22 protein-coding genes are annotated in these 22,438 nt (G+C 38.9%); 14 read left to right on the top strand and 8 right to left on the bottom strand.

The genetic code is table 11. The annotated features are described in order from the left end of the window. Positions 1-59: 59 nt before the first annotated feature. Positions 60-2,279 carry a RelA/SpoT family protein gene (locus tag B3E92_RS07000; RefSeq protein WP_070564136.1) on the bottom strand — a complete coding sequence of 740 codons (2,220 nt, stop codon included), beginning with the start codon at positions 2,277-2,279 and terminating at the stop codon, positions 60-62. Positions 2,280-2,430: 151 nt separating this feature from the next. On the opposite strand from B3E92_RS07000, the gene B3E92_RS06995 reads away from it, so the two are divergent. From B3E92_RS06995 to bshB1, 3 genes are all read left to right on the top strand, one after another. Then, positions 2,431-3,063, top strand: a complete 633-nt coding sequence (locus B3E92_RS06995; protein ID WP_070564139.1) for a DUF4294 domain-containing protein — start codon at positions 2,431-2,433, stop codon at positions 3,061-3,063. 19 nt (positions 3,064-3,082) lie between these two features. Beyond that, positions 3,083-3,574, top strand: a complete 492-nt coding sequence (locus B3E92_RS06990) for a glutathione peroxidase (protein ID WP_070564142.1) — start codon at positions 3,083-3,085, stop codon at positions 3,572-3,574. Between the two features lie 167 nt (positions 3,575-3,741). Next, the gene (gene bshB1 / locus B3E92_RS06985; RefSeq protein ID WP_046673378.1) at positions 3,742-4,473 is read left to right on the top strand and encodes a bacillithiol biosynthesis deacetylase BshB1; all 732 of its coding nucleotides are present in this window, start codon (positions 3,742-3,744) and stop codon (positions 4,471-4,473) included. Positions 4,474-4,759: 286 nt separating this feature from the next. Here the strand turns inward: bshB1 and B3E92_RS06980 are convergent, their stop codons facing one another. From B3E92_RS06980 to B3E92_RS06965, 4 genes are read right to left on the bottom strand one after another with little or no spacing between them, the layout of a single operon-like run. Next, entirely contained in the window at positions 4,760-5,569 is an 810-nt protein-coding gene (locus B3E92_RS06980; protein ID WP_046673379.1) for a phosphate ABC transporter ATP-binding protein, read from the bottom strand. Further along, the gene (locus B3E92_RS06975) at positions 5,527-6,378 is read right to left on the bottom strand and encodes a PstA family ABC transporter permease (RefSeq protein ID WP_286895943.1); all 852 of its coding nucleotides are present in this window, start codon (positions 6,376-6,378) and stop codon (positions 5,527-5,529) included. Before B3E92_RS06975 ends, B3E92_RS06980 begins: the two co-directional genes overlap by 43 nt. Then, entirely contained in the window at positions 6,371-7,267 is an 897-nt protein-coding gene (gene pstC / locus B3E92_RS06970) for a phosphate ABC transporter permease subunit PstC (protein WP_286895942.1), read from the bottom strand. The genes B3E92_RS06975 and pstC overlap by 8 nt, the downstream gene beginning before the upstream one ends. Before the next feature lies 1 nt (position 7,268). Next, positions 7,269-8,186 (bottom strand): PstS family phosphate ABC transporter substrate-binding protein, encoded by a 918-nt coding sequence (locus B3E92_RS06965; protein ID WP_236560197.1) that lies wholly within the window; start codon positions 8,184-8,186, stop codon positions 7,269-7,271. A gap of 199 nt (positions 8,187-8,385) precedes the next feature. Between B3E92_RS06965 and B3E92_RS06960 the strand changes: the two genes are divergently transcribed. From B3E92_RS06960 to B3E92_RS06920, 9 genes are all read left to right on the top strand, one after another. Then, on the top strand, positions 8,386-10,491 hold the full coding sequence (locus B3E92_RS06960; RefSeq protein ID WP_286895940.1) for a HEPN domain-containing protein: 2,106 nt from the start codon (positions 8,386-8,388) through the stop codon (positions 10,489-10,491). Positions 10,492-10,503: 12 nt separating this feature from the next. Then, positions 10,504-11,262, top strand: a complete 759-nt coding sequence (gene cobA / locus B3E92_RS06955; RefSeq protein ID WP_286751882.1) for a uroporphyrinogen-III C-methyltransferase — start codon at positions 10,504-10,506, stop codon at positions 11,260-11,262. Positions 11,263-11,264: 2 nt separating this feature from the next. Beyond that, positions 11,265-11,843 carry a precorrin-2 dehydrogenase/sirohydrochlorin ferrochelatase family protein gene (locus B3E92_RS06950; protein WP_070564161.1) on the top strand — a complete coding sequence of 193 codons (579 nt, stop codon included), beginning with the start codon at positions 11,265-11,267 and terminating at the stop codon, positions 11,841-11,843. Then, positions 11,833-12,534 carry a phosphoadenylyl-sulfate reductase gene (locus tag B3E92_RS06945; protein WP_070564164.1) on the top strand — a complete coding sequence of 234 codons (702 nt, stop codon included), beginning with the start codon at positions 11,833-11,835 and terminating at the stop codon, positions 12,532-12,534. The genes B3E92_RS06950 and B3E92_RS06945 overlap by 11 nt, the downstream gene beginning before the upstream one ends. Positions 12,535-12,588: 54 nt before the next feature. Then, the gene (cysD, locus tag B3E92_RS06940) at positions 12,589-13,479 is read left to right on the top strand and encodes a sulfate adenylyltransferase subunit CysD (protein ID WP_070564167.1); all 891 of its coding nucleotides are present in this window, start codon (positions 12,589-12,591) and stop codon (positions 13,477-13,479) included. A 29-nt stretch (positions 13,480-13,508) separates the two neighbouring features. Continuing rightward, positions 13,509-14,753, top strand: coding sequence for a sulfate adenylyltransferase subunit 1 (locus B3E92_RS06935; protein WP_286895939.1), 1,245 nt, complete (start codon positions 13,509-13,511; stop codon positions 14,751-14,753). Positions 14,754-15,278: 525 nt separating this feature from the next. Next, entirely contained in the window at positions 15,279-16,610 is a 1,332-nt protein-coding gene (gdhA, locus tag B3E92_RS06930; protein ID WP_070564173.1) for an NADP-specific glutamate dehydrogenase, read from the top strand. Between the two features lie 102 nt (positions 16,611-16,712). Continuing rightward, complete coding sequence (locus B3E92_RS06925) at positions 16,713-16,958, top strand: hypothetical protein (RefSeq protein ID WP_046673390.1); 246 nt, start codon at positions 16,713-16,715, stop codon at positions 16,956-16,958. 6 nt (positions 16,959-16,964) lie between these two features. Next, the gene (locus tag B3E92_RS06920; protein ID WP_231585243.1) at positions 16,965-17,300 is read left to right on the top strand and encodes a hypothetical protein; all 336 of its coding nucleotides are present in this window, start codon (positions 16,965-16,967) and stop codon (positions 17,298-17,300) included. A 28-nt stretch (positions 17,301-17,328) separates the two neighbouring features. On the opposite strand, the gene B3E92_RS06915 is transcribed toward B3E92_RS06920, so the two are convergent. The 3 genes from B3E92_RS06915 to B3E92_RS06905 all read right to left on the bottom strand — a co-directional run bounded on the left by B3E92_RS06915 (position 17,329) and on the right by B3E92_RS06905 (position 21,210). Beyond that, complete coding sequence (locus B3E92_RS06915) at positions 17,329-17,985, bottom strand: MgtC/SapB family protein (protein ID WP_112374139.1); 657 nt, start codon at positions 17,983-17,985, stop codon at positions 17,329-17,331. A 63-nt stretch (positions 17,986-18,048) separates the two neighbouring features. Next, positions 18,049-20,418 carry an endonuclease MutS2 gene (locus B3E92_RS06910; RefSeq protein WP_115048683.1) on the bottom strand — a complete coding sequence of 790 codons (2,370 nt, stop codon included), beginning with the start codon at positions 20,416-20,418 and terminating at the stop codon, positions 18,049-18,051. A 21-nt stretch (positions 20,419-20,439) separates the two neighbouring features. Further along, on the bottom strand, positions 20,440-21,210 hold the full coding sequence (locus B3E92_RS06905; RefSeq protein WP_286895938.1) for a DUF4296 domain-containing protein: 771 nt from the start codon (positions 21,208-21,210) through the stop codon (positions 20,440-20,442). Positions 21,211-21,283: 73 nt separating this feature from the next. Between B3E92_RS06905 and B3E92_RS06900 the strand changes: the two genes are divergently transcribed. Next, the gene (locus tag B3E92_RS06900; RefSeq protein ID WP_112374798.1) at positions 21,284-21,976 is read left to right on the top strand and encodes a YggS family pyridoxal phosphate-dependent enzyme; all 693 of its coding nucleotides are present in this window, start codon (positions 21,284-21,286) and stop codon (positions 21,974-21,976) included. Then, positions 21,969-22,421: a GNAT family N-acetyltransferase gene (locus B3E92_RS06895; protein WP_112374797.1), complete on the top strand. Its 453-nt coding sequence runs from the start codon at positions 21,969-21,971 to the stop codon at positions 22,419-22,421. The genes B3E92_RS06900 and B3E92_RS06895 overlap by 8 nt, the downstream gene beginning before the upstream one ends. The last annotated feature ends 17 nt before the right edge of the window (positions 22,422-22,438 follow it).

Here is a 22,438-nt window from a genome sequence, read left to right as displayed (position 1 = left end):
TTAAAAATAGTGCTTAATAGTAGTCGCCTTAGCGTAATTTTCAATCCAACGGTTGGCTACTAATTTTCCGATTCATATCGATTGACACCTGTTATCCCCCTGACTTGCTTTAAATTTCTCATCAAACTTTCAAGCTGAGCAGTATCATTTACATACACCATAATATTACCATCAAAAATACCTTCGTTACTTGAAATTGATAAGGATCGAATATTAACAGCAAATTCTTGAGAAATAACAGTTGTAAGTTTATTTACTAATCCTACATCATCTATGCCAACGATATGTAAACCTGTCAAAAATGCAGAATCCTTTGTAGAAGCCCAGCGTGCTTTTAAAATTCTATAGCCATAATTTGCCATCAGCTTGGAGGCATTTGGACAGCTCGTACGGTGAATTTTTATACCATCATTAACTGTCAAAAAACCGAAGACATCATCACCAGGAATAGGATTACAACAGGGTGCTAAAGTATAATCAACCTTCTGCATATCATCACCGATCAAGATCGTGTCGAATTCCTTCTTATTTATCTTTTCAACTAGCCCACCTATATGGGTATTAAATTGATTTCCTGATGAAGAACTTACATTTATTTCAACCGCTTTCTCATGCGCAACATATTCTCTCAGTTGCCTGATATCAACAATGCCCTTGGCAACATTATAGAAAAGGTCCTGCGAACTGGGATATTTTAAAAAGTTGGCAATTTTGTTAATATTATCCGTATTGTAAGTAACTTTTAGCGATTTCAACTTACGTTCCAAAATTTCTTTCCCATCTTCCGCTACTCTTCTCTTTTCTTCTTTTAGAGAAGATCTGATTTTGGATTTGGCTTTCGCAGTCACAACAAAATTCAACCAATCCTCTTTAGGTGACTGCTTGCTTGATGTAATAATCTCTACCTGATCCCCATTTTGCAAAATATGGCTTAAAGGAACAAGTTTGTGATTTACTTTGGCGCCAATACAACTTGCACCGATATCAGAGTGAATCTCAAAGGCAAAATCTAAAGCAGTGGCATTGTTGGGGAGTTGAATCAGTGTTCCTTTGGGGGTGAATATAAAAATCTCATCGGAGAAGAGATTCATCTTAAAATCATCCACAAAATCCATCGCATTCTGATCTGGACTGCTTAAGACGTCACGTACTTTTTTGATCCATTGATCCAAGCCAGAATCTGAATTTGATTCTTTGTACTTCCAATGTGCTGCAAATCCTTTTTCGGCAATTTCATTCATCCGTTTGGTTCGAATCTGAACTTCTACCCATTGCCCTTTAGGCCCCATCACCGTAGTGTGTAAGGACTCATAACCATTTCCTTTCGGAGAGGAGATCCAATCCCGAAGACGGTCGGGGTTAGGACGGTACAAATCAGTGACAATAGAATAAACTTTCCAACATTCTGTCTTTTCTTTCTCATCCACAGCATCTATTACAATACGTATAGCAAACAAATCATAAACCTCCTCAAAAGGAATCGATTTTTTTCGCATCTTATTCCAAATAGAATGGATTGATTTAGGTCGCCCAAATACGGACGCCTTAATACCCTGTTCCTCCAATATCTCTTTGATTGGACCAATAAAATCGCCTATAAATTTTTCACGCTCAGCTTTTTTCTCATTCAGTTTTCTAGCGATAAATTTATAGGTATCCGGATCAGTAAATTTCATCGAGAGATCTTCCAATTCGGATTTTATCGCATACAGCCCAAGACGATGTGCCAATGGCGCATAAAGGTAGCTTGTCTCTGAAGCAATTTTCAGCTGCTTATCCCTGGCCATAAATTCCATGGTGCGCATATTGTGGAGCCTATCTGCCAATTTAATGAGAATTACACGAACATCGTCGGCCAATGTGAGCAACATTTTCCTAAAGTTCTCCGCTTGCATAGAGCTGTTTGGATCGAAAATTCCTGAAATTTTGGTAAGCCCATCGATAATTCGGCGAACTTTCTTACCAAACATTTCTTCAATTTCATCCAGAGTAACATTGGTATCTTCAACTACATCATGGAGCAACGCGCATACAATAGATGTCGTCCCTAGGCCAATCTCTTCAGCAGCAATTTGGGCAACAGCAATTGGGTGATAGATGTAAGGCTCCCCTGATTTACGTCGCATCTCTTTATGACTATCCAACGCCAAATCAAATGCCTTGCGGATCTCTTGCTTGTCCCCGCGTTGTAAAGTTGGTTTACAGGCGCGTAACAATGCACGGTAACGTTTCCTTATCTCTTTGTTTTCTGCTTCAATATCAATCACATAATCTTTCATAAACGTTGCAGGTAAATGATGTTTTTTGAGTAAATTTGTGTAATTTAGTTATTGTATTCTTGAATACTAATTTTCAAGCTAACTATTTTGTAATAAATCTACCAAAATATTATAGCATTGACAAATTAAAAAGCGTTATATAATTGCCCAAATGAAGACAATATTATTTTGTTTGCTATTCCTCACAGCGACTCTGTCCGGATGGGCGCAGTCTCAATCACTCACTCTTCCTTTGTATGGAGAGGGGGCACAGGAGACCGTAAACAGTTATATGACAACAACCTTGGCAAACGGAGAGGTATTACCCTGGTTTCCGATTCCACAGGTCACTGTTGTGGCCAAAAGGACCTGGTCAAGTGAAGAAGCACGAAGAGAATATCTCCGCTTTAGAAGAAATGTCCTCAAGGTTCTTCCTTATGCTATCTATGCGCAAAAAAGATATGATCAACTTGACAGAGACCTAGCGCTGACTTCGGACAAGAAGGAACATAAAGCATTGGTTGAAAAATGTGAAAGTGACGTAAAACAGATGTTTGACCGAGAAATCAAAAATATGACTATTTCACAAGGCAAAATACTTATTAAATTGATCGATCGTTATACGGGACATACCGGCTATGAAATGGTAAAGGAAATGAAGGGTGGGATTTCCGCTTTTTTTTATCAGGGAGTCGCGAAAATATTCGGTCACAACCTAAAGTCAACTTATGACCCAAAAGAAGACTTTGCCATTGAAAATATCATTAGGGAATTTGAGAAATCGAGACCCCAACCTGTCATGTGACCAATCAAACTAAAACCAGATGAAAACAGTATACGACTTTGACGCACTTCAGTTTAATGGTAAAAAAAAATCTCTCGCTGATTTTGAAGGTAAAGTTTTACTCATCGTCAATACTGCTAGTCAATGCCTCTTTACCAGACAATTTAAATCCCTCGAAAAACTCTACCAAAGATATAAAGACCAAGGTTTCGAAATCCTGGCATTTCCAGCAAATAATTTTCGTAACCAGGAACCATTAACCGGTGGTACACTAGAGACATTCTGCCGGATCAATCAACAGGTGAGTTTCCCTATTTTTAAGCGTAGCCATGTTATCGGCGAATACACAACACCCTTATACAGTTTTCTTTCAAGCAAAGATCAGAATGGACATATTAACAGTAAACCTTCCTGGAATTTTCACAAATACCTGATAAACAAAAAAGGAGAGGTCATTGATTTCTATTATCCGACTACTTCGCCATTATCAAGTAAAATTTGCCGCAATATCGAGCGTCTTTTACAAGAGTAACCCATAAACTGCTTACCTTTGCCGCGGCTTTCACAACGTCAATCTAATCGTATATCGACTCAGGAACAATAGTATATTGAAGCTGTCTATAGCATCTCAGTAAAATTGTTCGTTGATTAAATGGAATGATTTGTCATTGAAGAGCCAAATAAAAAGAGAGATATCATATGTTAAAATTAGATCTACTTATCATTGCTGTACATCCTGATGATGCTGAATTAGGCGCAGGTGGAGTAATGGCAAAATATGTTGCTGAAGGAAAAAAGGTTGGAATTGTTGATTTGACTCAAGGCGAGCTTGGCACACGCGGCACAGCAGAAACCAGGGCTCAGGAAGCAAAAGATGCTGCCGAAATCCTAGGACTGGCCGCTAGAGAGAACCTGGGCTTAAGAGATGGTTTTTTTGAAAATGCCGAAAGAGAGAAAATGGCAGTAATAAGAGCTATCCGCAAATATCAACCCGAAATTATTATTACAAATGCCATCACAGACCGCCACCCGGACCATGGAAGAGCGGGGCAGATGGTCAGTGAAGCTTGCTTTCTTGCTGGCTTGAGAAGAGTGGAAACTTTTGATCAGGACAATGTTCCTCAGGAGGCCCACCGCCCCCGATTGGTACTGCAATTTGTACAGGATTATTATATAAAACCAGATGTTGTTATCGATATAACAGATTATTACCATGTTAAAGAAAAATCCGTTTTAGCCTATAAAACTCAATTTTACACAGGAGAAAACGTAAATCCTGATGAACCACAAACCTACATTTCCAATCCGGATTTCATGGAATCAACTGCTGCCAGAGCCCGAGAATTTGGACGATATATCCAAGCGAAATATGCTGAAGGATTTACTTCCAAGAAGATACTTGGCGTTGATGATTTATTCCACCTGAAGTAGGAAATAGAGTCTATCTGATACCATGATAAAATAAATGCGGGAGTATTCCTATTTTAAACCTGAATGCTCCCGCATAATTTCTTAAACGAAGTTACGGACTGATTTGATGGAAACAATATCGGTCATATGCTGATTTTGCTAATGTTTATCCCAACAAAGCAATCGTCTTCACAATTATAGGGAAGATATCCCACAGTAGAAATTAAGCCTTTGGCTTATTCTTTTTATCAGCCAATCCTTATTGCTTTCTCATAAACCTAATCCAGTGTCGATGTTTCTTAAGCTTCTAGGAAATAAATCCTTTTACATACTGTTTTGTGATTTCATTCTGCGGATTCAATAAAACCTGTTCCGTCGGTCCAAACTCAAGAATTTCTCCACCATAGACAAACAGAATATAGTCAGACACCCGTCTTGCCTGCCGTAAAATATGCGTTACCAATACGATGGTATAATCTTTCTTCAATTCAATTAGTAATTCCTCAATTTTAGCAGTTGAAAGCGGATCTAACGCTGATGTCGATTCATCTCCAAGTATAATCTCAGGTTCTACAGCCAAACCTCTTGCAAGACAAAGCCTTTGTTGCTGACCGATGGACAATCCGCTAGCCGAATGTCCGAGACGGTCCTTGACTTCGTCCCATAACGCCACATTTCGCAATTGCGTTTCCACAATTCTGTCCAACTCCTTTTTGCTTCGAGTACCATGTATGCGAGGACCGTAAGCCACATTATCATAGATCGACATTGGTAAAGGATAAGGTTTTTGGGATAAAAGTCCCATTTTCTTACGGATATGTGTTACTTCAGCATTTCTACCATAAATATCCTCACCATTAACAAGTACAGATCCCGTTATTTCAACCCCCTTGGTATCATCTACTAATCTATTGAGTGTCTTTAAAAGCGTCGTCTTTCCGCAACCTGAAGGACCAATAATCGAAGTTACACTATTGTTAGGAAGGGCGAGATTAATATTTTTAAGTATATGTCGGCCGTCAATATAGACATTAAGATCCTTGATTTCAATGTGGGGATTGCTCAAAGGACTTATTATCGACGATTTTTTTGTTTCGATTGAAGGATATGAGTGCATACTACAATAATTAAAATAATGATTGTTAAAACTAAAGCTGAAGCATAAGCGCGCCCCTGAACTTCAGGAATAGGACTACTTAGCTGAAAAAAAATGGACAATGGCAACGTTGCCGCTGGTTCATCAATATATTTTGGAAGATTGTCACTAAAACCTGTTGTCAATAAAACGCCCGCAACATCACCAATAGCACGCCCAAAAGCCAGCAAAATCGCGGTAAGAAGCCCTGATCGGATGCTTCTTAGCATGACCTTAGCCAATTCCCAGCGTGTGGTCCCAAGGGAAAGAGTGACATTCTTTAAATCGTCAGGAATTGTTTTTATCAATTCATCAACCGTGCGAACCACAATTGGAATGGTTAACAGTGTCACTGTAATAATTCCCCCCAATAACGATGCTCGAATACCTAAATAAACCATAACACCAAAACCAACCGCTCCATAAACAATAGAAGGAACACCATACAAGACATCAAACAACAATTTAGCAAGCTGTGTCACTTTTGATTTCGCCCCCAAATAAACGTTAAGGTACAACGAAATCGGAATACCTATAATTGCGGACAAGGCTGTCGCTACACCTGCTAGATAGAGGGAGCCCAAGATTGCGTTCAAAATCCCACCTTCCTTTCCAATATAAAATCCACCTTTTGGCAACTGGCTAACCATCTCCCAACTGAGATAAGGAAGCCCTTTATACAAGATGGTTCCTACGATAAAAAACAAGGAAGCAGTCACGGTTATCCCAGAGAGATGCATAAAACCTTTCGCTACTTTTTCACTCAATAACCGTCTTTTCGTATTATCCATGCTGAGCTCCTTCCAGTCGTCTCAATATAAGACGAGATATTAAATTAAAAACAAATATGATCACAAACAGCAACAACGCAGAGAACATTAACGCAGATTCATAAAGTGGAATTGACATCATTTCCCCGAAATTATTGGCTATTAATGCTGGAATTGGGTATCCGGCATCAAATACCGAAGTAGGGACTTTTGCAACGTTGCCACAGACCATCAACACCGCTACTGTTTCACCAAATGCCCTCGATGTTGACAAAACAATTGCAGCAACAATGCCAGGTCTAGCCTTCTTCAGAATAACATGCTTAATGGTATCCCATTTTGTTGCACCTAAAGATAGCGAAGCCGCTTTTAGCTCATAAGGTATCGTTTGCAGCACCTCCACCATAATGGAAATCATAATGGGAAAGATCATCACTGCCAATACAATTCCACCGGCAAGCACTGAATAACCCGATGTAACAACCCCAAAGATGGGAGCGATATACAGCTGAATTAAAGGTACAATAAACAATACCCCCCAAACACCATACAGAACCGGCGGTATCGCTGCTAAAATATTGACCAACGGAAACATCATATTTTTTAAGGCATCCGAAGCATATTCAGTCAAATAAACCGCAGTCAGTATACAAAGCGGAATCGCAATAACAAGAGAAATCAAGGTAACAGCAAGCGTACCTGCAATAAAAGGCAAAAAGCCAAACGATCCTTTCATTGGTGACCACACCTTGTCGGTCAACAGTTGAAAGATATTACTGTATTCAAATAACGGAATCGATTTTATAGTTAAACCAATCGCAATAATCACCACAACTGAAAGTGAAATCAGTAGCAGGAGCAAGGTGGATCGCTTGACCAGAGAATCTTTAACGAGACGAGTATTTAGCATGCTATAACTTATTAAGTTCTTCTTTTATCAATGTTTCATTTAGTGGGACATAACCATTCTCAAGGAGTTGTGATTGCGCCTGTTTTTGAAGCACAAAAGAAATAAATTCCTTCAAGAGAAGGGATTCGGTCTTATTGCGCGTTACAAAAGTTAGCTCTCTTGAGGGTGGAGCTGGGTATTTTCCTGTAGCGACGGCCTCTGTCAAATTAGATAGAGTGCCATAAAACTGCTCATCATCCTCAATGTGCCCATTTTTATTGAGATCCAAAGGAACAACCGCAATACGATCAAACACGTTATTGGTTTTCAGATTATAGACGTAGTTAATGTTATTGAATCCAATCCCGTGAGTATCATCTTTAATGGCCTGAGCAATCCCAGGGTCACCAAAAATGCCAATACCTTGCAGATCCTCCTGCTTATGACCAAAAAATTTAGCCCATGTTTCAGCTGCTCCGGCAGCATCTGAACGTACATAAACGTTGATTGGATCCGCCGTAAACTGAGGATCAATTTCTTTCCAGGTCTTAAACTTTCTATTTACAAAAATATTCAGCAATTCTTCGCGGCTCAGACCACGCTTCAAAATAGCGGAATAATTAGGGTTACCGGGATTAATCGTACAGATAACAGCGTCTTTAGCAACAATAACTGGAACAGCCCCTTTTTTTATTTCCTGCTCGTGTAGGTCTCTCGACACCATTCCAATATCAACCATACCTGTCAGAACATCGGCGATTCCTTTTCCAGCACCTCCCGCTGAAATATTGAAACGAACATTAGGGTGTATTTTTTTAAAATCTTCACTCCAAACCACAGCTAAAGGATAAAGGGCAAAAGCACCAGACAAAGAAATATTACCCTCAAAACCATGTTCCTTGCTGTAACCATTTTTGACTTTTGGCGCACAGGAAGTCATTTTAAATACGATTACATAGCTTAAAATCAAGATTATAAAAAACTTTCTCATCATTACACCTAAAAGTCTACAGGTTTTATATATTAAATTTTATAGGGCAAATATATATTAATTTGGTAGATATTATAGAATATTAAAAAAATATTTTTACATTTGACACCGAGAAAAGAATACTAAATCAATAGATTTTATTTGTTATATGCAAAGCTTCCGCACAGAATTAGAAAATCCTATCGTGGAGAAGGAAATTATCGAACTTGAAAAAAAGATTCGATTGTTCCACGAGGGCAAAATTGCCGACGAAAAATTTAGATCGTTGCGTTTGGCTAGGGGGGTATATGGACAAAGACAACCTGGAGTTCAAATGGTTCGTATAAAGCTTCCGTTTGGAAAGGTTACGTTTAAGCAATTGAACAAAATTGCAGCAATATCAGACGAATATGCAAGCCGTAATCTGCACCTGACCACACGTCAAGATATACAGATTCATTACGTTAGTCTTGACCGTACACCAGAACTTTGGTCCAAATTGGCTGAAGACGATATTACATTACGCGAAGCTTGTGGAAATACAGTCCGTAATGTCACCGCTTCTCCAAGTTCGGGAATCGATCCAAAGGAACCATTTGATGTTTCGCCATATGCTCAGGCGACCTTTGAATATTTTTTGCGCAATCCAGTATGTGCGGAAATGGGACGAAAATTCAAAATGTCATTTTCTGCCAGTGATGAAGACACTGCGTTTTCCTATATTCATGACCTTGGTTTTATTCCAAAACTAAAAATTGTTGATGGTGTGGAAGTTCGTGGTTTTAAAGTGTTATTGGGTGGGGGATTGGGATCTCAGCCTTTTTTAGCATCAGTAACAAGCGAGTTTTTACCAGAAGATGAATTGATCCCTTATATCGAAGCGACACTTCGTGTCTTTGATCGTTATGGTGAAAGAAATAACCGAAATAAAGCTCGATTCAAATACCTTATTCAGAAATTAGGGTTAGAGGAAGTGCTAAGTTTAATTGAAGCCGAGAAAATCGCCACGAAGGTGAAAAGCTATCCGATCGACCGAACCAAAATCGAACAGCCAATGCCACCGGACGACAATCAGCTATCAACGATTAACCTAGATAGTGATCTAAACTATCAAGTTTGGAAGGGCACCAATATATTCGAACAAAAACAAAAAGGATATTACGGTGTCTATGTGCGGGTATCCACCGGTGATATAGGTACAGATAAAGCACGCGCGTTGGTTGCAGGTCTGAAGGATTTGGTCGCGGACGATATCCGTATCACACAAAACCAAAGCCTACTGCTAAAATACGCAACAGAAAAGTCACTGCCACATATTTATCAACTACTTAAATCGTTGGATCTAGCGCAGGTAGGTTTTGATAGTACTGCTGATGTAACAACTTGCCCTGGTACGGATACCTGTAATCTAGGCATTTCAAACAGTACTGAAATGGCGCGGGTTATCGAATCTTATATCGCCGAATTTCATCAGGATTTTGTCTTTAATCGGGATTTAAAAATCAAAATTTCGGGTTGTATGAATTCTTGTGGCCAACATGGTTTGGCACATATCGGCTTTCATGGTAGCTCGGTTAAAGCGGAGGGCAAAGTGGTCCCCGCAGCCCAAGTTATGCTTGGTGGCGGGACAATTGGTAATGGTGAAGGACGTGTTGCCGAGCGTATTATTAAAGTGCCGACAAAAAGAGTCTTGCATGTTGTAGAATGGGTGCTGAATGATTATAAAAAAAATGCGGAAGCAAATGAAAACTTCCATGCTTACTACGACAGACAAAGTAAAAATTACTTTTATAATCTTTTAAAGCCTCTATCGGATTTGACCAATCTTGCTGAGGACGAATTTGTCGACTGGGGACATGAAGGAACTTTCCAAACGGCAATCGGAGTTGGCGAGTGTGCAGGCGTGGTGATTGACTTGGTTGCTACGTTGATCTATGAGGCGGAAGAGAAATTACAATGGGCAAATGAAACATTTCGGGAATCCAAATTCTCGGATGCGATTTATCATGCTTATAATGCCTTTGTACAAGCAGCAAAAGCCCTACTATTGGATAAAGGGATTAGCGCCAGCACGCAAAATATTGTAATCAACGAATTCCAAACACATTTCGTGGAAACAGGTGAATATAATTTTGAACAAACGTTTCCAGAATTAGTTCTACAGATTAGTAAAAATGAACCAACGGAGCATTTTGCAATCAACTACCTTCAGGAAGCAACGAAGTTTATCAATGAAGTCTATCAACGGAAAAATTTAAAACCAGTATTGGTATAGGAGGGAATAGGTATGTCAATAAAAGCAAAAGTAACATTGGTAGGAGCAGGCCCTGGTGATCCGGATCTGATCAGCCTAAAAGGCATCAAAGCAATAGAAAAAGCAGATGTCATTTTATACGACGCCTTGGTGAATGATGAACTACTGGATTATGCACAGGCTGAATGCATCAAAATATATGTTGGAAAACGAGCCGAACAACTCTCTACTTCACAGGATGAAATCAATCGCCTTTTGGTGGATTATGCCTTAAACTATGGCCATGTTGTACGTCTAAAAGGTGGTGATCCCTTTGTTTTTGGCCGTGGTGGCGAAGAAATTGACTACGTACAGCAATATGGTATTGAAACTACCGTTGTGCCAGGTATTTCCTCCGCAATTGGACTTACCGGACTACAGCAACTTCCATTAACTTACCGGGGAATCAGTGAGAGCTTTTGGGTCATCACAGGCTCCAAATCGGACGGTTCACTTTCAACAGATCTTTATCTGGCGGCAGAATCCAAGGCCACTGTCGTTGTCTTGATGGGATACGGAAAATTGGCAGAGATCGTGGAAATCTACCGCCAAAGAAATCTTCATAATTTACCAATAGCCTTGATTCAAAATGGTTCATTGCCTAATGAAAAAGTTGTACTAGGTACTATCGATAATATTCTTGACGAATCAACAGAGAAAAGGGTCGGTGTCCCAGCGATTATTGTAATCGGCGAGGTCGTTGCCAAGCATCGTTCATTCCAACACATTAAAGAAAAAGCTTTAGCTTTATAGATATGAACCAGCTATTTCCAATATTCGTCAAATTGAATCAAATTGACACCTTACTTGTTGGAGGCGGGAAAGTTGCATTGGAAAAATTTCAAGCTTTAATTTCCAATGATGAGGGATTAAAACTGACCATTGTGACTCGGGAAATCATCCCGGAATTTAAGGAGCTATTACAAAATTACACACAAATTCAGCTCCACATGCGTCCGTTTAGACCAGACGACCTTACGGACAAACAACTTGTTATTGCAGCAACCAATAACATGGAGCTCAACGAGCAGCTGCGTAATTTAACAGGGCAAAATAACATACTGTTTAATGCCGCGGACAAACCCGAATTATGCGACTTCTACCTGGGGTCCATCGTAAAGAAAGGCGACTTGAAAATAGCTATTTCCACCAATGGCAAATCACCGACGATTGCCAAAAGGGTGAAGGAACTATTAAATGACTTGTTACCTGAGGAAATTGACGAAACACTATCACTCATGAGTGCTTATCGAGAGCAGCTTCGAGGAGATTTTGAATACAAAGTAAAGCAGTTGAACGAGCATACCAAAAATATATTACGTTATGAACGTTAAGGAAATTAAAGAAATTATTGGCGAAAAAAAAGGAGTGGAGCTCTTACAAACAATAGCCTCACTATTTCCTAATGAGGTAGTTTTTTCAACCTCTTTCGGTATTGAGGATCAAGTAATCACGGAATGGATCGGTAAAAATAATATTAATATCGACATATTCACACTGGATACTGGAAGACTGTTCAAAGAAACCTATTCCCTGTGGAGCCGCACCTTGGAGCGTTATCAGTTGCGTATTAAAACATATACTGCGGATACAACATTGTTGGAAGATTTTATCAGCAGAAAAGGTCCAAACTCCTTTTATGAGTCGGTTGAGAATCGGAAGGAATGTTGTAGGATAAGGAAAATTGAACCTTTACAACGCGCGATTAAAGGGAAAAAAATTTGGGTAACGGGCATCCGATCAGATCAATCCATCAATCGCCACGACATGGACTTTATCGAATACGATGAAACGAACCAAATCATCAAAATCCATCCTTTATTTGACTGGACTTTTGAGGAAGTTAAAAATTATTGTAAAGAGCAATATATCCCGTACAATGTGCTACACGACAAGGGTTTCCCAAGTATCGGTTGTCAACCTTGTACAAGAGCAATACAAGAAGGAGAGGACTTCCGCGCTGGTAGATGGTGGTGGGAAGATCAAAGTAAAAAAGAATGTGGTTTGCACGCCGTTAAATCATAAAATAGCGAAGTAGAAACCCAAATTCATTAAAATCAAATTTTATTATTTCAGAGAATGGACTATTTAGATCATTTAGAAGCGGAAGCAATATATATTTTAAGGGAGGTAGCCGGACAATTTGAAAAACCAGCGCTATTATTCTCTGGTGGTAAGGACTCCATTACACTTGTTCACCTAGCAAAAAAAGCATTTAGACCTGGTAAATTTCCTTTTCCACTAGTTCATATTGACACTGGTCACAATTTTCCCGAGACAATTACGTTCAGGGATTCATTGATTGAAGACATAGGAGAAAAACTTATCGTTGGTTATGTTCAAGACAGCATTGATCAAGGAAAAGTCGTTGAGCAAAAAGGAAAAAATGCAAGTCGGAACGCCTTGCAAACAGTTACCTTACTCGATACAATCGCAAAACATGGTTTTGATGCCTGTATCGGTGGCGCACGTCGGGACGAAGAAAAAGCGCGTGCTAAGGAAAGAATCTTCTCCGTGCGTGATGAATTTGGACAATGGGATCCGAAACGCCAAAGACCTGAGCTGTGGAGCATCTTTAATGGCAAAATAAACAAAGGCGAAAATGTACGGGTGTTTCCTATTTCAAACTGGACCGAGCTCGATGTTTGGAACTATATTAAACGTGAACAGATTGCATTGCCATCGATTTATTTCAGCCATGAACGGGATGTTATTACCCGCAATGGGCAACTGATGGCTGCTGCCTCATTCTTAAATATCGATGCAGATGATATCATAGAACGCAAATCTGTACGTTTCAGAACTGTAGGCGACATGACTTGTACAGCAGCTGTAGATTCAACAGCAACGGAGTTAGATGATATTATCGCCGAAATCAAGGCCTCAACGGTAAGTGAACGTGGCGCTAGAATGGACGATAAGGTATCGGAAGCAGCCATGGAAGAACGTAAAAAACAAGGATACTTTTAATTCAAATCAAATACCTGATATTGACAACAATGAATATATTGAAATTTATAACGGCCGGTTCTGTAGATGATGGTAAAAGTACCTTGATTGGCCGATTACTATATGATACAAACTCCATTTTGGACGACCAATTGGAAGCTATACAGCGTGCCAACCGGAAAAATGACGATGGGACGGTAGACTTGGCCATATTGACTGATGGACTTAAAGCTGAACGTGAACAAGGCATAACAATTGATGTAGCCTATAAATATTTCCAGACTGAACACCGAAAATATATTATAGCCGATGCTCCAGGACATATCCAATACACCAGAAACATGGTAACTGGAGCTTCCAATTCAGATCTCATAATCATTCTGGTTGATGCACGCAAAGGCGTAATAGAGCAAACAAAACGTCATTCTTTCATAGCCAAATTATTGGCCATGAAACAAGTTTTGGTCTGCATAAACAAGATGGATATGGTCGATTATAGCGCTTCTGTTTTCGAACAGATCAAGGCTGATTATTTAACTTTAGCTAACAATCTCGGACTTAAGGATATTGATTTCATACCTGTTTCAGCCTTAAAAGGAGACAATATTGTCCATAAGTCCGAAAGAATGAGCTGGTATGCAGGCGAATCTTTATTGGATTACTTGGAAAATGTAGAAATTCACGAACAGGAAGCAGCCAGTTGGAGGTTTCCCGTCCAATGGGTTGTAAGACCACAAACCGATGATTTACACGACTATAGAGGTTATGCAGGCCGAGTACTAGGAGAGGGGCTGACGGTTGGTAACCAGGTTATTGTTTATCCAGCAGAAACATATAGCACAATTCAAGCGATTGAATTAAACGGGCAACAACTTCAACGGGCTGAAAACGGACAATCTGTCATTGTACACCTCAGTGACGATGTCGACATTAGTCGCGGCGATACCATTGCAAGTGTAGAACAGCCGCCAAAGTTTGAGCGCAATATTCAAGCAAACTTATGTTGGTTCGACAATAAACCTTTGGATACTGCGCAAGTTTATCTTGTCCAAAGCCACAGTAAATTAACCAAGGTTAAGATTGTAGATGTGTTATACAAATTTGATATCAATACACAGGAAAAAATATATAATGATCCAATCAAACTAAATGATATTGGTCGAATAGCCATTAAGTCCGCTGAGAATCTAGTATTTGATCTACAGCAGGAAAATCCGGCAAATTCTCAAGCGATTGTTATTGATCCACGGACAAATCTAACCGTTGGTGCTTTAATGATTCAGGCAATCGATTAATATTTTTTTAAACGTAAATATTCAACCTAAATATTATTCAAGGAACTCAGGCATTGTTTGGGTTCCTTTTTTTTATGAAGTTGAACTTATACACCACAGAATCTATTTTAAAGAACCAAGCTTAAAGATCAACTGTATAGAGAGGGCACACTCGGATATTTACTATTTAACATAATATAAATTATAAATACCAAATATATAAAGAAAATAGGGGTCATCTACATTTATCAAATAGTCAGAAAAAAAAGCTAAACATTAAATATTCATCAATTGTAATGAGTATTCATAGCTATTTTATCAAAAACGAAAATGATTCTATCTTTTAGATTTAATTTCGAATAAAATACTGTTAAATGGTCATTATGCCTTCATTTCGCTATTGATTAGTCTGTTTTAAATAATTTTAAAAAAATATGAAATTTCATTAAAAAAGACCAATAATTGTAAATAATTAACAAATATTGGTTTTTTATTAAAAATTATATAAATTAGTGCCAGCCAAAGGGAAATTTTACTAATTAAAACATGTCAAAAAACTTTAACGAGTTCATTTCAATCGTTGAGAAACGCAATCCAAATGAACCAGAATTCTTACAAGCTGTAAAAGAAGTTACTGAGGATTTATTTCCTTATATTACTGAAAATCATCCTGAATTTTTCGACCAAAAAATTCTTGAAAGACTTACTGAACCTGAACGTATTATATCTTTTCGCGTAACTTGGTTGGATGATAATCACCAAGTACAGGTAAATCGTGGTTATCGTGTTCAAATGAACAGTTCAATCGGTCCATATAAAGGTGGCCTTCGCTTCGCCCCTTCTGTCAACCAAAGTATTTTAAAATTCCTCGCTTTTGAACAAGTATTTAAAAATAGCTTAACAGGACTACCAATTGGTGGTGGTAAAGGAGGTTCTGATTTTGACCCTAAAGGTAAATCAGATAATGAAATTATGCGTTTTTGTCAAAGCTTTATGACAGAACTTTATCGTCATATTGGCGCAGATACAGATGTTCCTGCAGGAGATATCGGCGTTGGTGGACGCGAAATAGGCTTTTTATTCGGTCAATTTAAACGACTTCAAAACAATTTTACAGGTGTTCTAACGGGCAAAGGTGAATTATGGGGCGGATCATATATTCGTCCTGAAGCTACCGGCTATGGGCTCCTATATTTTGTTGACTGCATATTCAGATATCAAGGAAAATCTTTACAAGGTAAAGTAGCTACAGTATCTGGTGCTGGCAACGTAGCCTTTTACGCTGTTGAAAAAGCTGTTCAACTTGGCGCCAAAGTAATTACTGTATCAAATAGCTTGGGCACACTTTACGATCCTGATGGTTTTAATGCTGAAAAAATGGCATTTGGGGCTACTTTGGGAAGAAACCTCGATCAATATCCTGCTCGCTATCCAAACGCCAAATTCTTACCTGGTCAAAAGCCATGGCAATTTAAATGTGATATCGCTCTGCCATGTGCAACACAAAATGAATTAGAAGAATCGGATGCTAAAGCGCTTGTAGCAAATGGTTGTATCTGCGTAGCTGAGGGTGCAAATATGCCTTCTACTGCAGAAGCTATTAAAGTTTTTCTAGATGCAAAAATCAGTTTTGCACCTGGCAAAGCTGCGAATGCTGGTGGTGTTGCTGTCAGCGGCTTGGAAATGTCTCAAAACTCAATCCGTACACAATGGTGTACAGAAGAAGTTGACAATCGCTTAAAAACCATTATGGAAAGCATTCACGAAACTTGCTTGAAATATGGCCAAGACAGTGGATTCGTTAATTATCTGAAAGGTGCCAATATTGGTGGTTTTATAAAAGTCGCTAACGCGATGAAAGCACAAGGTATCGTATAACAAGCCTTTTTCTAATCATATCATAATCCTGAGCGCTCAAATGCATTGCATTTGGGCGTTTTTTTATACTTTTATGCTAATTTTAAAAAACACGAAATTTAAATGAGATTAATAGCTGAACTCCCCCATCCCGATTGCAAGATTTCAATCTTTGGTATGAATCAAAAATTCATTATTAAATTTGAACAAGGAAACTTAGAACAATCTTATAAAATTGCAGAAATGGATATAATTGGCGGTGTAAATGGGGTCTTTGATTTACTTGACGAAGAATTTCTGAAGAGTGTGATCGATCAATTCGCATTGATGCGCCAATCTTTTAATAGTGCTTATAGTAGATACGAATAAAAATCCATGCTGAACTATATATATTTTGTGGCATTTTGGGCTTGTCAAATTATTTCATCTATCCTGTTTAAACTTGGCGGGATACATCCAAAGTATAAATGGACAACTTTAATTATAGGAAACATTATTCTTTTATCAGCAAGTTGGTTTCTTGTGCAGTTATTTAAGAACGTCTCTCAACCTATCGTAATAGCCTTATGTTCTGGTGGCACATTTCTGACTGTCCAATTGGCGATGGCGCTATATTTTAAAAGTTCATTGAGCTGGCAGCAGGTACTGGGTATGTTTGTCATCATTTCAGGTATGGTTTTGATTACTTTCGGAGGTAAAGAAACGACTTAAGCTACAATGAGGTTAGTTATAGATGTGTCTATTTGTTATAATAAAACTCATCTATAACTAATGAACCTGCTAATTGTTGGTTAAAACGATCTAAATCGGTCATTTTCCCAGAAATATCATACATTACTTCTAACTTACCACTAATCTTTTCAATAACACGCCTGGTAGCTTTAATCTTAAAATCCAATGCCAATTGTTCAAACTCATGTAAGTGATAAAACTCATTGGAACTAAACTTTACGTGTAGAGAACGGACTAGGTAGTAACGAGCCAAAAGAATTTCGATCCGCTGAAAAAGCGCGAGTATTACCACCATAAAAACAGCAAAGGAAATCGCATAAACCAGTTGCCCCAATCCGGCAAACATGCCAATACCAGCTGTCGCCCAAATAACGGCCGCTGTTGTGAGACCACTAACCGATAGTTTGCCTTTAAAGATCACACCAGCACCAATAAAGCCTATACCAGTCACAATATTTGCAGCAACGCGATCAGTACTATTGCCAATAAACAAACAGGAAACAATAGTAAACATCGCCGAACCGAAACAAATAAGCACTACCGTCCGAAATCCAGCAGATTTATTCCTATACTCACGTTCAAAACCAATTAAACTCCCACACAGAATTGAAGTGAGAGCGTTTAACAATGGCTCACTAGTCAAAAAGTTAATGATATTCTCCATACCGAACTTTACAGAAAGATGAAACACGGAGCTTCGAACATGCTCAGCTCCGTGCAATTAAGACTATAGATAAGCGTAAGTTATACCATCGCCCCCACGATCTTGATGTTCGTCCTCAAAACGGCTTACATGACTATATTTACGAAGGTAATCGCGAATAAATTTGCGCAAAATACCATCACCTTTACCATGAATAATTTTTAAGGACGGATAACCTATCATGACGGCCCGATCCAAAACACGTTCTAATTCATGCAGTGCGTCTTCTGTGCGCATTCCTCTTAAATCAAGTTCTGGCTTGAAATCAGCTACACTGCCAGAAGATAATGATCTTGATAGACTTTTTGCAGACTTCTTCCCTTCCCGCCCTTCGAGTTTAATCACATTCTTTCGCTTTTGAACAGTGCGAAGTTCCCCCATGGCAAGAATAAGGTTGTTCTTTGCAATTTCGACAATCTGCGCTTCAGCACCATTATCTATAATCTGTACCCAATCCCCAATATTTAATTCGGTGGCTTCAGGCGTTTTCTCTTTGACGATTTGCTTCGCCGGTTTTTGCTCTTTGGGAAGAACAGCTTGAAGTGCCTTATCCAAATTGCTGCGCAACTCACGAGTTTTCTCCTTATCCGCTTTTGCAGATTTGATCTGCGCTACCGTATTTTCGATTAGCTTGTTCGAACTTTTAATAATTTGCTGCGCCTCCTCTTTCGCCTTCTTCAAAATTACACGCTTATTTTCTTCTAAATAACTTTGTAATTCCAAATACTCCGATTTAATTGACTCCAGTTCCTTTTCACGCTTATTAATAGCAACTTTTGTATCAAACACCTCCTTCTTTTCTCGCTCAAGATCGATCAATAATGTATCTACCTTCTTCTGCTGAACACCAATTTTACTTTTAGCAGACTCCAAAATATCCTTACCTAATCCTATTTTCTGTGCGATTTCAAAAGCATAAGAGCTTCCTGGCTTACCAATTTGTAGGATATACATCGGTTTCATTTCGCGATTATCAAATAACATTGAAGCATTTTCCAAACCTGTCGTATTGCTGGCAAAAACTTTGAGATTTGAATAGTGGGTGGTCACAACTCCCCTGATTTGTTTTTTGTTAAGGGATTCCAATACAGCCTCAGCAATAGGTCCGCCAAACAAAGGGTCGGTACCGGTTCCAAACTCATCGATCAGTACCAAAGTACGTCCATTTGCAAATTCCGTAAAATATTTCATTTTGGATAGATGCGCACTGTAGGTACTTAAGTCACTTTCAATGGATTGATCATCCCCTATATCTGCAAATAGCTGCTTAAAAACACCGACTTTACTTGTTGGTTCCGCTGGTATTAATAAGCCCGATTGCACCATGATTTGCAAAAGACCAACCGTTTTCATACACACAGATTTCCCACCAGCATTCGGCCCCGATACAACAATAATACGCTGAATATGATCGATTTGAATGTTCAATGGAACAACAATATGATGCTGATTCAGCAATAGAAGCGGGTGTCGACCATTGACCAAATTAATCTCAGCCTCCTTCGATAACTCGGGCATCTCCGCCTCAATATCCAAGGCAAAAAGTGCTTTCGCTCGCACAAAATCTACTTTGGTTAATAGGCTGTGATAGGAAAGCAAGAGCGGAATATGTGGCCGGATCTTGTCCGTTAGTTCGACTAAAATACGGATGACCTCACGCCTACGTTCAAACTCTAGGTCCCTAATTTTATTATTTAACTGAAATACTTCTTCAGGCTCTATATAAGCAGTTTGTCCCGTAGCGGACTCATCATGAATCAAACCTTTGAGCTTTCTTTTATTTTCCGCAAGAATAGGAATACAGAGCCTTCCATCCCGTATCGTCAGATTCCCATCCGCTGTCCATCCGCTGTCCTGTGCGCTCTTAAAGATACTATTGATACGTTTTAGGGCCTCCTGTTCTGCCCGTTGAATTTGTTGGGTTATTTCCAACAGTAATCGGGAAGCATTATTTTTAAGCTTTCCACGCTCGTCAATGACCATTTCGATATCGCGAATAATCCCCTTCTCGATCGGTAAATGCTCAAACAATACCTCTAAATTGGGATAGAGACCTTCCCGCTCATTAAAATAACGGATAATAGCGTAAACAGTCTTGAGCGATAGTAATACCCGAAAAAATTCATCCTCGAGTAAGAACGCGCCCTCGACTCGAGCTTTCTCGATAATGGATCTAAGCGGAAAGAAATTTTCAACAGGAAATGCGCCATCATTCATTAGAAGATCCTTAAACTCACTGGTCTGTCTTAGAAATCGGTCGATTTGGTCAAACCGGGTTTGAGGTTGAATTTTTTCAACTAGCTCACGCCCAGACTCACTTAGGCATTTTTGTTTTATTTTATCTTTTATCTCGGAAAATCCGAGTTTATCAATTGCATTTATTGGATATACCATAGAAATTATATTCTTTGATGGTTAAAGTTCCGTCGGCGGCTTAATGTGCCGTGGCGGTGTAAGAATTGGTCTTTTTTCCAATTCACTTGTTGGTAATTGTGGCTCCACATGGTTTTGTATCACAAGAGTATCCTTGACTGAAGTACCAGGTGTTTTCAGTTGGGAAACCGTATCTTTCTGTGGAGAAGGCGATTCAATTGGTAAATTTGAATTACCGACCGACAATTGGTTCATGAGATAGCCGTTCATGCTTATACCAGTCTTTGTTTGAAAGTTCGTATTAAACAAGGAAGAAGCTTCTCTAAAGGTGAATTTCGTCTTATTAGGCAGATAATGGATAAGTGCTGCAACTCGTTCCTGATAAGCCTGTTGTGCACGCATAACGCGATTGGTGCTATCTTGAATACGCATATTCTGGATTGAATCGCGCGTTCGAATTGAATCTTGCTTTTTCCGTTCTATATCGGCGTAAACCTTATTTTCCTTCGTTAAATTATCCTCCACTTTTTTATAAATCGCAGACATCACTTCAGCATCCTTACCATAATAGTCTAAGTTCTTTCGAAAAGAAACCGAATCCAATCCATATTTATCAAAGGTCACTTGATACAAAGGCAACATTACTTTACGTGCGCTGTCAATGGGTAAAATATTGAGATAGGAGTCTGTCAGTTGGATTTCGGTCAATGCATCCACAAACTTACTTTTGGAGATAATATCTTTCCCTCCAGTTCCGATACAAGAACCAAATAAAAAAATCACTGCAAGTAGATTCAGTATTAATCGTAGCATTTTGTAGTTTTGTACAAATTTACAAAAAGCACCGACATTTGGCACTTTTTACATCATCAAAACTATATCGGAAATGAGTATTGCTAGTAATTTAGAAGCGTTAAGATTGGAAACCGAGGCTGTTGGCGTACAACTTGTAGCAGTTTCAAAAACAAAATCCAATTCGGACATTATGGAAGCCTACGAGGCGGGACAGCGTATATTTGGTGAAAATCATGTTCAAGAATTAGTCGAAAAAGCCGCTCTTTTACCTAATGATATTCAGTGGCATATGATTGGTCACCTTCAAACAAATAAGGTCAAATATATCGCACCATTCGTGAGCTTAATTGCGTCAGTTGATTCTTTAAAATTATTAAAGGAAATTAACAAACATGCGCAGAAAGCGAACCGCACAATCGACTGTTTGCTGCAAGTATATATTGCAGAAGAAGAAACAAAATTCGGTTTCGACCATGCTGAACTAATCGAACTTCTTCGCGACGACGAGTTTCTTGAATTAAAAAATATTCGGATCTGTGGCTTAATGGGCATAGCATCCAATACAGATAATGAAAAGGTAATTAAAGCCGAATTTTATGAGTTAAAAATGTTATTCGATGGAATTAAGGTAAGTTTCTACCGGAAGCAAGAGTATTTCAATATCCTATCCATGGGAATGTCTTCAGACTATAGGCTAGCGATTGAAGAAGGTTCGACAATGGTACGGATTGGAAGCACAATATTTGGCAAAAGAGTAATCAAACACTTCAAAAACAATGATTAAAACAACGATACGAGAGGCAATTGAAAGTGATTGCATCCAAATGCTTGAGCTAATTAAAGAATTAGCTATTTTTGAAAAAGCACCGGACGAGGTCACCGTGTCGCTTGAAGAATTTAAAGATGCAGGATTTGGAAAGAATCCCGTTTGGGGTGCATTTGTTGCCGAAGTGGATGGCGAAATTGTCGGAATTTCATTATATTATGTCCGGTATTCAACCTGGAAAGGTAGAAGACTCTATTTGGAAGATTTGATTGTTACCGAAAGAATGCGAGGTTTAGGGATAGGCAAGCTGCTTTTTGATAAAACTTTAGCTTACGGCAAACAGTGTGGATTTCATGGCATGGTGTGGCAGGTCCTCGATTGGAATGAGCCAGCTATAAAGTTTTATGAAAAATATAAAGCAAACTTCGATGCCGAATGGATTAATGTGTCAATCACGTATTAAATAACGAGAATTATCAA

The organism is Sphingobacterium sp. UBA6317 (genome assembly GCF_002440385.1).
Classification (GTDB): domain Bacteria; phylum Bacteroidota; class Bacteroidia; order Sphingobacteriales; family Sphingobacteriaceae; genus Sphingobacterium; species Sphingobacterium multivorum.
This window is presented reverse-complemented; position numbering and strand designations above follow the sequence as displayed.